The 14,135-nt window shown below is 49.5% G+C and carries 10 protein-coding genes and 2 tRNA genes; 7 read left to right on the top strand and 5 right to left on the bottom strand.

Annotated features, from left to right (window positions below; genetic code table 11):
* Positions 1-37 precede the first annotated feature (37 nt).
* Positions 38-1,501 carry a hypothetical protein gene (locus ELAC_RS04805; protein WP_098038137.1) on the top strand — a complete coding sequence of 488 codons (1,464 nt, stop codon included), beginning with the start codon at positions 38-40 and terminating at the stop codon, positions 1,499-1,501.
* Here ELAC_RS04805 and ELAC_RS04800 read toward each other — a convergent pair.
* Together ELAC_RS04800 and ELAC_RS04795 are read right to left on the bottom strand one after the other, a co-directional pair.
* Positions 1,461-2,348, bottom strand: a complete 888-nt coding sequence (locus ELAC_RS04800; RefSeq protein ID WP_098038136.1) for a hypothetical protein — start codon at positions 2,346-2,348, stop codon at positions 1,461-1,463. The genes ELAC_RS04805 and ELAC_RS04800 overlap by 41 nt on opposite strands.
* A gap of 167 nt (positions 2,349-2,515) precedes the next feature.
* On the bottom strand, positions 2,516-4,225 hold the full coding sequence (locus ELAC_RS04795) for a hypothetical protein (RefSeq protein ID WP_098038135.1): 1,710 nt from the start codon (positions 4,223-4,225) through the stop codon (positions 2,516-2,518).
* A gap of 172 nt (positions 4,226-4,397) precedes the next feature.
* Here ELAC_RS04795 and ELAC_RS04790 point away from each other — a divergent pair.
* Together ELAC_RS04790 and ELAC_RS04785 are read left to right on the top strand one after the other, a co-directional pair.
* A tRNA-Thr gene (locus ELAC_RS04790) sits at positions 4,398-4,470 on the top strand.
* Positions 4,471-4,484: 14 nt separating this feature from the next.
* A tRNA-Tyr gene (locus ELAC_RS04785) sits at positions 4,485-4,567 on the top strand.
* 50 nt (positions 4,568-4,617) lie between these two features.
* Here ELAC_RS04785 and ELAC_RS04780 read toward each other — a convergent pair.
* Complete coding sequence (locus ELAC_RS04780; protein WP_098038134.1) at positions 4,618-5,613, bottom strand: aminoglycoside phosphotransferase family protein; 996 nt, start codon at positions 5,611-5,613, stop codon at positions 4,618-4,620.
* A gap of 232 nt (positions 5,614-5,845) precedes the next feature.
* On the opposite strand from ELAC_RS04780, the gene ELAC_RS04775 reads away from it, so the two are divergent.
* The 3 genes from ELAC_RS04775 (at position 5,846) to ELAC_RS04765 (ending at position 8,233) form a co-directional block, all read left to right on the top strand.
* Positions 5,846-6,442, top strand: a complete 597-nt coding sequence (locus ELAC_RS04775; RefSeq protein ID WP_098038133.1) for a type IV toxin-antitoxin system AbiEi family antitoxin domain-containing protein — start codon at positions 5,846-5,848, stop codon at positions 6,440-6,442.
* Complete coding sequence (locus ELAC_RS04770; RefSeq protein WP_239414366.1) at positions 6,439-7,302, top strand: nucleotidyl transferase AbiEii/AbiGii toxin family protein; 864 nt, start codon at positions 6,439-6,441, stop codon at positions 7,300-7,302. The genes ELAC_RS04775 and ELAC_RS04770 overlap by 4 nt, the downstream gene beginning before the upstream one ends.
* A gap of 91 nt (positions 7,303-7,393) precedes the next feature.
* Positions 7,394-8,233 carry a GNAT family N-acetyltransferase gene (locus ELAC_RS04765; protein ID WP_098038132.1) on the top strand — a complete coding sequence of 280 codons (840 nt, stop codon included), beginning with the start codon at positions 7,394-7,396 and terminating at the stop codon, positions 8,231-8,233.
* A gap of 111 nt (positions 8,234-8,344) precedes the next feature.
* Here ELAC_RS04765 and ELAC_RS04760 read toward each other — a convergent pair whose 3' ends face one another.
* On the bottom strand, positions 8,345-11,053 hold the full coding sequence (locus tag ELAC_RS04760) for a protein-tyrosine phosphatase family protein (RefSeq protein ID WP_098038131.1): 2,709 nt from the start codon (positions 11,051-11,053) through the stop codon (positions 8,345-8,347).
* A 118-nt stretch (positions 11,054-11,171) separates the two neighbouring features.
* Here ELAC_RS04760 and ELAC_RS04755 point away from each other — a divergent pair, with 118 nt between their 5' ends.
* Positions 11,172-12,365, top strand: a complete 1,194-nt coding sequence (locus ELAC_RS04755; RefSeq protein ID WP_098038130.1) for an aminotransferase class V-fold PLP-dependent enzyme — start codon at positions 11,172-11,174, stop codon at positions 12,363-12,365.
* A 4-nt stretch (positions 12,366-12,369) separates the two neighbouring features.
* Here the strand turns inward: ELAC_RS04755 and ELAC_RS04750 are convergent, their stop codons facing one another.
* Positions 12,370-14,133, bottom strand: coding sequence for an ABC transporter ATP-binding protein (locus ELAC_RS04750; RefSeq protein WP_098038129.1), 1,764 nt, complete (start codon positions 14,131-14,133; stop codon positions 12,370-12,372).
* Positions 14,134-14,135: the final 2 nt, after the last annotated feature.

Raw genomic sequence — 14,135 nt, 5'->3', positions numbered from 1 at the left:
GTAGTGAAAGTTTATAAATAGTTGGTAGGGAGATCTTATGCCGAAGGGCGATACAATATCCAGGTACGAATCCTCTGATATGTTTTCTGTCTCCAGAACGCCCCGGCGCAATGACGAGAAGCTCGCAAATCCGACAAAAAACATCAAAGATACCGTCGAGACAACTCAGGAAAAGAATGATCGATTAACTCCCCCCAAGGTAGCTCCTACAGATAACCGCGCCGCCCAAGACAGTCAAGTTCAGGTCGGACGCGCCGGACGCTTTGTATTCATGGCGATTTGCCTCCCTCCCTATTTCGTGCTCTACGGACTGCCCAAGTGGATTATGGTAAACCTTTTGCCACAAATGATGAAGTTGAGTGTGCTGGGGATGAAATTTGCGGGATCGGTAGCTGAAAATTTGAAGGCGTGGGTAGCTGAGGCTATCGTCAACCCGCTGCGCGATGCTTTTGGGAAGATCCAGTTTGTCATCAAAGAACTTGGCAAGTCGGCCGGTGAATTCCTATCCTACTTAAAACAGGGCCTGCTGAAACCTTTATATCTACTGAAAGCGGCTGCGCTCTACCCCTTCAAAAAGGGGGGAGAACTGGTGCGGGAAGCAGTTAAGAAGTTTCAGGAGATTGTCAAACTACCCCATCTCTTGTTCAAGCGCATTAATGGGGGCCTGCAAGAGCTGGGCAACTCATTTAAAGCCGCTAAAAAGGCAGTCGAGACTCCTCTCATCAAAACCCGCGAGGCGCTAGGAGCCTTCGCAGCTGCATTCACGGAAGCTTTTGCAAAAGTGACGAAGTACAAACCTGAGTTTTCCTTTAAAATCACGGCAAGTCCGGAAAGCGTTTTAAAAAAGGTCAAAACACAAGTCGAGAAAATCGGTAGCGCCCTAGCAGAAGCGCGGCAGGGGGTCTTGCAGGCTGCGAGCGCTGTTGTGATTCCTGTCATCAATCTGTTCGTTGATTTCAAAGCGCGGCCGGTGGAGTTTAGCAAAGCGGCCTGGAGGCGTTTTAGGGAAAAATCGGGGCAAGCCATCAAAGGGGCTGTGGCTAAAGTGCGATCGGCCCTTCAAGGAAGTAAGAAGTTTTTCGGTGGCCTACCCGGCAAAGCCAAAGCAAGAGTGCTACGAGCAGTTCATTTTTTCAAAGGACCGGTGCGCGACTTCATCCGCGAAGAGATACCCTTTTTGGCCGATGCCTATCACTATATCTGCCGCGTCTTCGAAAGAGTGCTAAGAGTAGCTCTTTTCTTCTACAAGCATGTGGAAAGGTTTGCTCTTAAAATGGCCGCTTGGGCCCTGGAATTGTACAACACAGCCAAACGTCTGGCCTCCGCTTTGAAGGGCGTTCTGATCATCGGGCAGCAGAGGTTCCGGCTTTTTTGCAAAAACTCGGTGAAAAAGAGCGGCGCGCGATTTGTTTCGTTAATGCGTGGAGCCTCGCAAGTTCTAAAAGCTTTCCGCTCACTCTTTAAGGAGCTGCATAGCGAAGTGCGCTCGTGGATAGGTTAGTCTTTCTGAAAAACGCAACGAAATCGCCATAGGCTGCCGGGACTTTATCAAAGTCATGCTCGAAAATCGCTTCGACTTCTCCCCACTTCGACAGGATCCTTCCTTGCATTGTGCTGACGACGCCAAAGTGGCGTGCTTCAAGCTTTGTACCCTCTCTCTTAAAATAGACAGCCAGATCTCCTTCTGCCGTTTCTACTAAAGAGTGAAGCGCGTCATAGCCCCATCCATTAAGAACTTCATGTGTGTGTGTGAAAATTTCCGGCGGCCACTGATTGCTTGCCATTTCGCTTATAAAGGGAGTCGCTCTCTCTTCATTGAGTTTGTAGAAAGCAAAATCGTAGCAGAAGGGGGATCTTCTCCGAACGGAGGCGGATACTCTTGCCTTAAACAAGGCTTCCTCTTCCTCTGCCAGGATGATTTCCTCTTGCGCCAAGACGTTTTCAAGCAGGTCGTCGATGGTCCGTTCTGTCGACTGGGTGGCGATCTTTTGCTGAAGGTAATGATCAAGGCGTCTTTCGGGTCTTAGCTGCATACGAATCCAGGTCTGAATGGCTCGTTCGATTTTGCCAGAGAGCTTTTCGAGAGGCGATTCCGGCTTTTCGTGCCGCATCGACGCTATCTGTATCCACAGATTTCTTATGGTCAGGCTGTTTTTTTCTCCGCACCGGCCAATATTAAGGAAGAGATTTTGCAACGAGGAGAGGACACTGGCCAAAATTTCAGAGTCTGCCCCGGGGTGGTATCCGCTTCGGATCATAGAGGCGATTGTTTTCATCTCGCGTAAAGTATAGAGATTTTCCAAGAGGGGATTGACTTGATGGATGACGTTGTTTTGAATCGGGATCATGTGTGGCTTCTCGTTTCGTTATGTCGAAATTGCTAGAAAGTTTGGTTGTCGGCAAAAAGATAGCTCCCCACGATTGAACCATTGCAAGTTGCCCGATATTAGAAATATGAGCCGAATTGCAATGTCTCAAAGCCAAAGAGTTTCGGTATACAGCCTCTAAGAAACTGTTAGCCGATGCGGATTTTGGTCTGAACGTCTCTCAATCGGATCAGGTGGGCCTCGCAACGGTTTGGAAATAGGTGATCATATGTCTCCATGGCATAAAAGGCGACAGGGAGCCGGGAGTTTAAGCTGTTCCACCGCCTCTCTTCATTGACGATCTCTGCCCTCCCCTTCGCCTTAAAGGGGATAATGGTCGCTTTAAAAGGCATCGATTCAACCGGAGAGTTGGTTTCGGCATCGAGCTGGAATTCGTGATGGAGCATCTTCGGTTTTCTGACAGAGAAGAGGCTAAAGTAGCTGTCGTCGTGCTGAGCAGTCCACTCCTTGCCGGAGAGAATGGTTCTCAGGGGAGTTAAAACAAGTTTACTGAATTCGTATTCGCTAAGAGACGATTCTCCGACCGACAAGGATTTTTTAAGTTGTTTGATGCGGTAGTTGCCAAGATAGGAGCCATAGACGTTATAGGCAACGGACGCTTCACCGTTTCTTCTTGCACGATTGGTCATCAGGATCAGGAAGAGATGGCTTCCATAAAAAGAGGCGCTGCCCTCATTCCTTTTCAGACAAGCCGCCTTCAGGTAGAAAAGGGAGAGGGCGGCTCTTTCTTGATTCCGCGCACTCAAAATCCACGCGCCAAAAGCTTTCAGCTCCTCTTCAAAGACCGAAAATTTACTTATCGCTGCATTTTCGCTGTACTGATGGACGGTCATCGGCCCAGAGATGCGCGCGGCAAGTCCGAGTGCGTTGATCTTGCAATGTGAGAGAAGGCTATCAGGGGTTGTCGTGACGTCTAAGATTTCTTGAAGGGGCACTTGAGTTTGGTGCAATGCTTGCAGCTGCAGGCCATGGGGCAGTATTTCGGTGAACGAGTTCTTTATCCAGTGGTCGATGCGGGCCAAAAGGGGTATTTGACGAAGGGGCCCTTTGACGGTAGGTGAGGGGAGGGGGCGATTTGGAAACTGAAGGTTGACCTGTACCCAGACTCCGATGGTCCACTGCGGTAGTCGAGATACACTGGTTACTTTTCTTGCCGCGGCGAGGGGAAGCTTGTTTAATGTCTTTGCAATGCGCTCCTTTTTTATTGACCACGCAGTGAAGTAAATCGCCGAATCGGGTATTGCGCTTAAAATCAACGGAAGAAAGCGGGTGTCGTCAACGTTGGAAACTCTCCAGTGGAACCGCTGGATGTGCGATATCTTACTGGACGCAGTTAAGAGAAAATGAGTTCCATCGGTTTCCTTACCCTGTATAGTAGTGATGAGAATTCTTTCGTTTTGGAACATAATCCGCGCAAAGGTTGCAAAACAGAGAGAGCAATCTCCCGACTCCAGCCGGACGCGCTGCCTTCGTATGACTTCACCTAAAGAATAAAGGGAGGGGGAATTCGATGGGTTATACTTTTTTTTCGAGCGCTTCCCTAGCACTGCCCCTGTGAGCACTCCCACGAGGCGATGTTTACTAAGAAGAAAATCGATGGCAGAGAAATAACACTGGCCAATTTTAGCTCGGACTTCTTCTCCTTCGGCAAAGAAATGCTTGTTGTTCCAAGATCCAAGGAGCACTCTGGAGGCAAGGTAAGCCTGGTTGGAGAGCGGAACTGCGTTAAGTGATAGAAGTCGGTCAGAGCAATGAGAGAGCTCGTCAGGAGAGGGCTTCGCATCGTGCGCATCGGCTTTCAGGTTATTGGGAGTCCAGGAGGAGATTGTAAAATTCATAGATACAATACTTTAAATGTTGGTGTATTTTACAATTCGTTTTTCTTTCCGTCAACTTGGCAATGGGCTGTCGACCCCAGCTTGATGGATCCACGAAAAAAAAACGATGGGTGTCTCGTTTTTGTTGTGACTAAATAAGGCGATTTGCTATAACTTAGCGCATCCAACATACGCTGGTATAGCTCAACTGGTAGAGCACCTGACTTGTAATCAGGCGGTTGTGGGTTCAAGTCCTACTGCCAGCAATCCTCGTTAAGAGGGGGGTGTCGCATAGCGGCCAATTGCAACGGACTGTAAATCCGTCGACTTATGTCTACGCTGGTTCGAATCCAGCCACCCCCACACTCTACACCCGATAAAATTACCCATACAGAACAAACCTCTAGTAGACACTACTCAACAATAGCTTCGTCTGCCTGCAGCGCAATATCCACCACGCCGTTCGGTTCAAACATGCCGAGGAAGTGTCCGTACATCTCGTTTTTGTCCTCGAGGCTGCTGTTGTTCAAGAGGATTCCTTCGGCAAAATCAACAATATCTTCAAGGATTCTCTCATGCCGGTAATAGGCCAAAAGGGCGGGGTTTAATTCCGTTTCGCCATACCCTTGATAGAAAAGCGTCTCTTCGCGCGAGTTATTCCACACGTTTCCGACACCTCCCCCTATAAACATCAGATCACGCTCTCTCGGAGCCATGAGGGGATCATCCCAGTCGATGAGGAAAAGGCCGCCCTCGTTCGTGAGCAGGAGGTTCCCTGCATGGATGTCAGAGTGGCACAGTACAAAAGGAAATGACTGACCTTTAATTTTCTTGCTAAGCTTTTCGCTGCGGCTGACCAAGTCGGCGATAGTGCCAGCATGCTCTTTAAGGTAAGCAGAGAATTTCGCTCCGATCTCATCACAGTCTCCCTCAATGGCGCTCATAATCGAGCGAACGGAATCGCGCCACTTCGTAGAAAAACTCTCTCTACGGATGCGCTGTTCTACAGCTTTTGGCATCGGGATTTCATGGATTTTTCTGAGGGCTTTACCAAACAGGATCCACTGCTCATCCGTTAAGGTGCGGGTGAAGCCGTTTTCCCCTTCAACAAAAGGGTAGACAGTCAGCATCAAGTTTTCGACGTGCAGGGTTTGGTGGCCCTCACGAGTCTTGATGGGAGAGATAAGCTCCTTTATTCCCTCGTTTTGCAAAAGCGTGATGACCTCAATAGGGGCTTCGGCAGGCGGCCCTTGCCGGACTTTGACAAAGTAGACTTGGGTGTCCACGCTCTTTGCTTTGTATACAGCTGCGTTTGCGTCTGCCCCAAGCGCAAGGGGCTCCAGCGTTGTAATTTCGATTAAGTAAAACGCTCTTAACCAGTGAATAAGAAGTTGGGTGATCTCTGCCATGACTACACTCGTTACATGCAGCTCTTTTAGCCGCAAATTATAGTGAAAGTGTCTCAAAATTTGGTTTTGGACAAAAGAAAAAGTTCTCGTAATTGAAAGATTACAAGTCACTTAAGAGAGTATCTGTACACAAGTCAAAAGTCTTCCTGCCCAATCCAACTTTTAACTTAAAATTAAAACCCATTTGACCTCTTTGGGTGTATTTGTTAAGTTAAAAAAAAGGATATAACCTATGAGACCCAAAGCCTGTCTAATCCGCCTTACGCCACTGCTGACCAAGCCCTCTTTTACAACACAAGAGGCAAAAAACTTAGGTGTTCCCGCGGCCGTTTTAAGTTACTATGCTAAAACCGGACAGCTAAGGAGAATTCGTCATGGAGTCTATCAAGCGGCTGACTATCAGAATCCTGAAGCCTTCCGCTGGGCAGATCTGATCGAAGCGGCTCATTCTATTCATGGCGGAGTGATATGTCTAATCTCAGCTCTGGCCGTTTACGATTTAACGGAAGAGATCCCGCGGCAGCATTGGATCGGAATTCGCCATGGAACTTCAGTTCGAAGTAACCGTCAAATTAAAATCGTTCGCTTTCGAGACCTCGATTTAGGTAAAACGGAAATCGAACTAGAAGGCACTCGTGTTCCAATATTTGACCGGGAAAGGACGATCATAGATGCATTTCGCCTCCTGAGTCGAGAAACAGCCATTAAAGCATTAAAGGCGGCATTAGCCATAGGCGGAAAAAACCGCACTGACCTAAGAAAGCTTGAATCCTATGCGAAAAAGCTTCAATTCGACATTTCACCTTATTTACTGAGCATGACGACATGATAAACGAACAAGCCCTAAAAGACAGACTCCAAATCATTGCCAAAGATAAGGAAATGCCTTTCAATGCTTGCTGGAAGCAGCTTCTTCTAGAGAGGTTTTTAGCACGACTGGCACGCTCCTCCCATGTCAATAAATTCATATTTAAAGGCGGATTTCTACTTTCCTACATGATGAAAATAGGAAGGGAAACTGTAGATCTCGACTTCCTTTTGAATCGTATGAATGCCGAATCGAAAGAGCTTCAAGAAGTGTTTGAAGAGATTGCTGCGATGTCGTCGAACGATGGCTTCACTTTTTCTTTCGATAGCATGGAGGTGCTTTCTCAGCCCCATATGGAATATCCTGGATACCGGACTATTATCAAGGCTTCCTTTGCCAAGATGAAAGATAAAATTCATGTGGATGTGGGCGTGGGCGATGTCGTAGAACCTACGAACCGCGAAATTCGGCTTTTTGAATACCGAGGAAAACCGTTTTTTGAAGAATCGATTTCTCTTTTAGTTTATCCGATCGAAACGATTTTTGCAGAAAAACTGGAGACAGTACTTTCCAAGGGGTCTCGAAATAGTCGAATGAAAGACTTTCATGATCTGCTGCTGCTGCTCCGGGATAAAAGCTTGCATAGTTCCGAGACATTGCGTGCGAGTGTGAAAAAGACGTTCGATAATCGAGGGACTGTTTTGCAAGCGATTCAGTTCGATGAATCCGGCCACAAAGCTCTCCAAAAGTTGTGGAATGCACATATCCAAGGACTTGGTGATATGGCAAGAGAGCTTAATCTGCCAGAAGACATGAAGACGGTCATAGACGCGATCAACACTTCTATAAATGAAATAGACCGCCAGGGTCTCGAAATTTGATTTTTTAGCTATGAGACGCTTTCGCAATAAGCGTATTTGCCGAGTAATTTATCAACCGTGCCTAAAAAGCCGCAAACGAGAGGGTGCTCAAATGACTTTAGAGCAAGAACACTTTGATCTCTTAGAAGACTCCTTTCCGGGAATTGTCGCCAATATCGAGCGGTATGAAGCGCTCGGATTTTCGTGGAATCAGAGCAAACCTTTTGTAAAGAAGCAAGGTGGAGAGGTCCTATCGCATGCGGGATTTTTAGAATTTCCCATGTGGGTCGAAGGTGAAAAGCACCAAGTGGGCGCCCTCCATGCGATCTGTACCCAAAACACCGAAAGGAGCCGGGGTCTGGCTACAGCACTGGTCAAGGAAGCGCTCGAATGGGCGCATGGCCGGGTGGAGTCTGTCATTTTGTTCACCGAGATCCCTCAATTTTATGAAAAGCTCTCGTTTCGTCCTGTACAAGAGTGCCGCTTCCATCTTAAGGAGCGGAGAGGCAAGGGCAGCGCGGCACTCACACCGCTTACTTTTCCCAAAGACAACGCTCTTTTTATTCGGATGTATCAAGGAAGGGCACCGCTTTCTGAACGCTTATGGATTGAAGATAGGGGGGCGCTCGCGGCGTTTAACTCTCTTTTCGCAACCTACCCGCTCTATTGGTCGCTGCACTACAGCTCACAAGAGGATGCAATTTTTTCCTTTGCGTTGGAGGGGAAGGTGCTGCATCTTTTCGATGTCGTCGCCGAAAAGATCCCTTCGCTGGATACAATTTTAGATCATATGCCGGCCGCTATTGAGGAAATATATTTTTATTTTTCTCCGGACCTTTTGACAAAGCAAGCGCGCGCCATACCGTATCTCTACGATAACGGCCAGCTCATGCTTTACGGCGACACTTTAGGCTCTGAGCCGTTCATGATTCCACCGCTTAGCCGCTGCTAAGCGGCAGGCTTCAAGAACTCCCCGTCGGTCAGGGGCTGCCCGCAAACTCCCATCCGACCGTGGGAGTTTGCGGGCGGCCCCTGACTTGCAGGGATCTGCCTTCTTATAGACTTAGACGAGCGCCAGTTTTGTTTTTAACTCATTGAGTATGGGCTTGTCGTGCCCGTTATTCAGGAGCGTCTCCAAATCATCGACTGTGGCCAGCTTAACTGCGGAGGCTTCCCAGTGAGCCTGCGACGGATCGCCGCCGATTCGCTTCGCAAGGTAATAGCGGGTTTTGGTCGTGGATTTCACGGCGTCCATGAAGAAGCCTTCAATCTCTACGAGCAATCCCGACTCTTCGAAAGCCTCTTTAAGGGCAGTTTGCTGCATGGTGTATCCATCTTCCAGACGACCTTTGGGGAACGTGTGGTTATACCCGCCGAAGTGCTTGCGCGGTTCGTAAACCCAAACCCTTCCATCCGCTTCCACAACGATCACACCGGCTGAAATCGCTTTACCGGGAGCGGGGATGAACTCCGGTTCGCCAATCATTTTGTCGGAGACCTTCGAAAAATCGGGAATTCCTTCCGTCTTCTTGAAAGGCACGCCGTTTAAGCTTAAGCCGTCGGCAGAGAAGTTTTTATCGAACACAACAGTTTTCGAGGTGTTCTTAAGAAGCGCGTCGATGCTCACGTGAGTGGCCTGCTGCTGATGGATCAGGTTAGCTGCGTACTGCTTCAAATACGCAAGTCTATTTTTCAGTGCCTGATGGTATTTGCCCGGCACGGCTCCCAGGAGAGAGTCGAACTTCTGTTCAATTTCTTCTACCTGCCAGATGATCTCTTTGTCGGAGATGCCTTTGAAGAATTGAGCCGCGTTGGCATTCATCGCTTTATTACGCATTGCGTCGATTTCGGTCGCTTCGTCTGAGAATCCGCCTGCCTTAATGCCCCCTTGCGCTCTGAACTCAAAGGAAGAGCCGTTGTCGATCCTGATGGGCAAGCCATCATGGGTCACCAAGATATTATCGAGAGAGGCACCGATCACGTCCCGGTTGCCCAAGAGAACATCGAGCACGAAGTGTCTTCTGATCTTTTCTTTAAGCTCTCTCTTCTCCGCTACAGAGGCTTTGTTCCAGTAGCTTTTCAGAGTTTCGGCTCCCTCGACAAAGGTGGAGAGCTGTACCGGATAGCTAACGCCCTGAGCATTTCCTTTGATTGCCTCCGAGTTGGTCTTATTGTAGAGCTTCACATCAGGAACATCAACGCCCATTACCTTGTAGGCTTTGTTGGCATAATACTCTGCCACTATGTGAGGGGCGTTGTTGCCTTCTTTTCTGACATACTTCTTTCCATCGGCTTCGACGAGTTTGGCTCCGGTCGAACCGCCCAGTTTAATGGCGAGTTCTTTGACGTCGCTCAGCATACCCGGAAAAAGTGTCGCCTCCGCGAGAACGGGCGGCTTGGGCAGCGGGGTTGACGGGAACAAAATTTTTGAGGAGGAGACTTTAGGAGAGGAGAAGAGGTCTGTCCTCCTTGGAAGGGAGATGCCGTCAATATCAGCGTCGGACGAGGAGGTGCTTTTCTTCGGGGCTCCATTCAATGCGTTTTCGATACGCGATTGGGCGGTTTCAGCGAAATTTCCCTTGAAGAGCTCGTTTCCAAACTGGTAGATGCCCTTAAGTTGCACAGCCGTCTGCACAAAAGAGGGACCTCTCTGCACTCGGCCTGCTAAAATAATCTGGTGGGCTTTGGCCTGATATTCTTTAGGAGTCAGCTGTCCGGCTTGCGTCAGGTGCATTAGCGTTCTTGACGTGATGAAGGTTCCTGTTCTGCCAACACCGGCGCGGCAGTGTACCATGACGGCACCGGGCTTCCCAGCGCTCAACTTGTCGACAATTGCCGTAAGCTCTGCCACATCGGCGGGGGGGATTGCACCGTGGTCTGGCCACTCTTTGTAGTGAACCCTTTGGATCTTCTTAGTCAGGTTTCCGCTGCCATCTACAATCGCGTAGGTGTAGACGGAGATCTTGCCGAGATCCTGCGCTTCCGTGCAGGTGACTGACATGTTTTTGAAGTGCCGCGTTTTACCCGCTGTTTTTGGGAAATAGCGGCGTTCAATAAATTTCAGGCCGACATCTTTTGCCCTGTCGTTTGCACCGGTTAAATCCACAATCAGGCTGGCTTCGTTGTTTACAAGCTGGACAAAGGCGTCATTTTCTTTTGTAGAAGGATATTGGATAGCAATGTACCTCGACCCATCTTCCATGTTGACGTAGTTCGCGTGGAGGTGCTGCATAGATCCTGCGACGTCGATGGCCGGGACGTGTGTCGCTTCGGGGGAGGTAATGTCACCCCAGCGGATCGTGTAAAGATTCGGATCCACCATCTTGACTGGGTTGTTCCATGTTTTCTGAGCAAGTTTCGCGTGCTCCTGACTGGCCATTTGATCGGTGATTTGCTGAAATGGGAGGGCAGCCTCCTCTTTGTCGGTAGAGATCTTGAAGGGTTTCATCGCTTCCAGATCTAGGGGGAAAGGAAGAAGCGGGGAGATATCGGTCTTCGGGGTGATGGGTACTATAGGAGCATCCGGTGTTTTGTTTGTCTTAGGCGCCTGGTCATCAAGAGGCTGTTCGGGGAGCTTGTGTGGCTTTTGGACTTGAATAAAGTGACCTACTAATATGCGAAAAACAGCAGATGTGGCAAGAAAGGCAGTAGCGATGGACGCGAGTGCGGTTAATGCGATCGTGACAATTTTTTGCGTCACAGTGAGCTTTTTAAAATCATCCAGCGCATGATACTGATTACTAAAGGGGTTGAATACATTGATTCCATTCATGAGGTGTGCCTTCTATTATAAATTATTGAAAAATTTGATATATTATATTCTATTGTAAATTTAGTTTCTATGAGAATTGTATGAATGTTTTGTTAAGATTTTAGCCGCGAGAGGGCGTATGTCTTTAAATATTGCGAAGCTGCGAAAAGAGACTCCGGGATGCCTAGGCGTTGTGCACTTCAACAATGCAGGGGCATCGCTGATGCCCAAATCGGTCATCAACGCTGTGAACTCACATTTTGAGATGGAGTCAGCGCTGGGAGGGTACGAGGCAGCCGACAACGTCACAGACAAGATTGCGGGGTTTTATGACGCGGCAGCAAAGCTGATCCACGGATCTCCGGGTGAGATCGCCTATCAGGAGAGTGCCACCCGCGCCTGGGACATGGTGTTCTACTCGCTTTCCTTTAAGCCCGGGGATCGTATTCTGACTTCGAGAGCCGAATATGCCAGCAATTACATCGCATTTTTACAGGTCGTCAAGAAAACAGGCGCCATAATCGACATTATCCCCGATGACGTCTACGGACAATTGTCTCTTGATGCTTTAGAGAAGATGATCTCTCCTTCGGTTAAGCTGATAGCCATCACGCATGTTCCCACGCAAGGAGGGCTTATCAATCCCGCGGAAGCAGTGGGAAAAATCGCCAAAGCGCATGGCATCTTCTATCTCCTGGATGCCACGCAGTCAGTCGGTCAAATGCCGATTGATGTAGAAGCCATGCAATGTGATGCGCTTTGCGCCACCGGCAGGAAGTTTTTGCGCGGGCCGCGCGGCACCGGTTTTCTTTATGTGCGCGCCTCAAAAATTGCCGAGCTGGAGCCGCCCTTTCTCGATCTGCACGCAGCGACATGGGAGAAAAGGAATCGATACGCCATCAGGCCGGATGCGAGGCGCTTCGAGACCTGGGAGAGAAACTACGCGAACATGCTCGGACTGAAGGCGGCGATCGAATACGCCCTCACGCTCGGCATGCCCTCCATATGGGAGCGCATCAAGGCTTTATCGAAGACGCTGCGTATGAAGCTGGGGGCTGTCGAGGGAGTGGTGCTCCGTGACCTGGGAGAGAACAAATGCGGTATCGTCTCCTTTACCGTCGAAGGGATGGACGCTGCCCGGGTGATGGCGAGTCTTCGCGTGAAAAACATCCATGTTTCCGTCTCTCTTGCCGAGTATGCTCCTCTAGACCTTGGAGAGCGGGGGCTCGACAGTGTTGTACGGGCCTCTTTGCACTGCTACAACACCGAAGAGGAGATAGAGCTTTTTATCAAACACTTGCGGGATATCGCCGGAAGCGTATCCGGTGGGTAGGCCTTCACGCCGGTAAAAAGCCGCCGACTTGCATCTTCCACATCTTGGCATATAACCCATTCCTGGCAAGGAGACTCTCATGCGGTCCTTCCTCAACGATTTTGCCGCGATCGAACACCAAAATGCGATCCATGCGCGCAAGAGTGGATAGCCTGTGCGCGATGACGATCGTTGTGCGACCCTGCATCAGTTTCTCTAAGCTGTCCTGAATATACTGCTCGGTCACCGAGTCAAGTGCCGAGGTGGCTTCATCGAGCAGCAAGATGGGGGCTTTGGAGAGAATGGCCCTCGCGATAGCGATCCTTTGCCGCTCGCCGCCCGAAAGCTTAGTCCCTCTCTCTCCGACAATCGCATCATATCCCTGGGGCAACGACTCGATAAACAAAGAGCAGTGGGCTTGCCTGGCCGCTTCGAGTTTATCGGCTTCATGCGCCTCGGGATTTCCATAGAGAATATTATCGGCCAGGGAACGGTGGAATAGGATGGGATCCTGAGGTATCAGGGCGATGCTTTTTCTTAACGACTCTAAAGTCACGTCGTTAATGTCCTGTCCGTCGATGCAGATCCTGCCGCTCGTGAGAGGAAAAAACCGCAGAATCAAGTTGATGAAGGTGGATTTGCCGGCGCCTGTGTAGCCGACTAGTCCGACCTTCTCTCCGCCTTTGATAGTGATTGACTTGTCTGTGAACAGTGTCCGCTCTCCATAGCGAAAGTTCACTTTATCAAATTGAATTTTCCCAGCGGTGACTTTGAGAGGAGCTGCGCCCGGACGATCTTGGATGTCGCTCGCATCAAGCATGACGGAATATGCCTGCCTAGCCCCACCGACTGCCTGGAAGAGGACGGGAAGGGCTGAGCCGACAGTCCACAAGATCATCGTCAGATTCCACATCGTCGTAAAGACCTGGATCGCTTCGCCGGTTGAAATTTGGTTTTTAAGCCACAGGTAGATCAAGCTCCCATTAATTCCAAGGATCACAGCGACAAAATAAAAAAGAGAAAGCACAGTGCGCATCTTCTCGACACACTGCTTGGCCCGCACGTTGGTCTGCCTCTCATGCTCCTGATAATGGCCGACAAGGGCTTTTTCGTGCCCGAAGCGGAAGAAGAGATTTACCGCGAAGTTGTTGGTGAAGCTGTCGACGATTTTCCCGGATAGGACGCTGCGGGCCTCTCCGTGCAGTTGCTCATAGAAGTCGCAGGGCCTGGCGAACAGAATGCATGCAGTCAGGTGGATTGCAAGCCAGGCTAAAAAGATCAGGGCAAAAAGGGGGTGGATGGAAAAAAGAATCCATGTCCCGAAAAGGCATGCCGTAAGAGCTGGGATGACGGGCCAAAAAAGCTGCTGAATGATCAACTCGACTTGTGTGGTCATCTCGGTCAGTTTATTGGCCAGGTGGCCGGCAAATCGTTCATTGAAATAGTGTGGGGAGTGGTGCTGGATATGGTCGAACATCTTCATCCGGATAGCGGCCTGAAGCGACGGGAGGGCTTTGGCGAGCAGAAATCCCATCGTGCGTGATGCGACTTCGACATAGGCAACCAGTGAAATACCGGCTAAAAGGGGAGGTACCAGCACATCAAACGCCTCTGCCCTGCTGGAGTCAAAAGTTGTGAATATGTCGATGACAACGTGCAAAATATAGGGCCAGACAAGGGCATCCAGCGGCCAGGCGCTGGCATCCAAAAGGAAAATCAAAAGAAAGACCCATTTTTGCTTCTGCATAAATTGCAGAACAAACCTGATGAGCTCCGGATAAGATCCCATTG

It is taken from the genome of Estrella lausannensis, assembly GCF_900000175.1.
In the GTDB taxonomy this organism is placed as follows: Bacteria; Chlamydiota; Chlamydiia; order Chlamydiales; family Criblamydiaceae; genus Estrella; species Estrella lausannensis.
The sequence above is the reverse complement of the archived record's forward strand: the minus strand, read 5'-3'. Positions and strand labels throughout refer to the sequence as shown.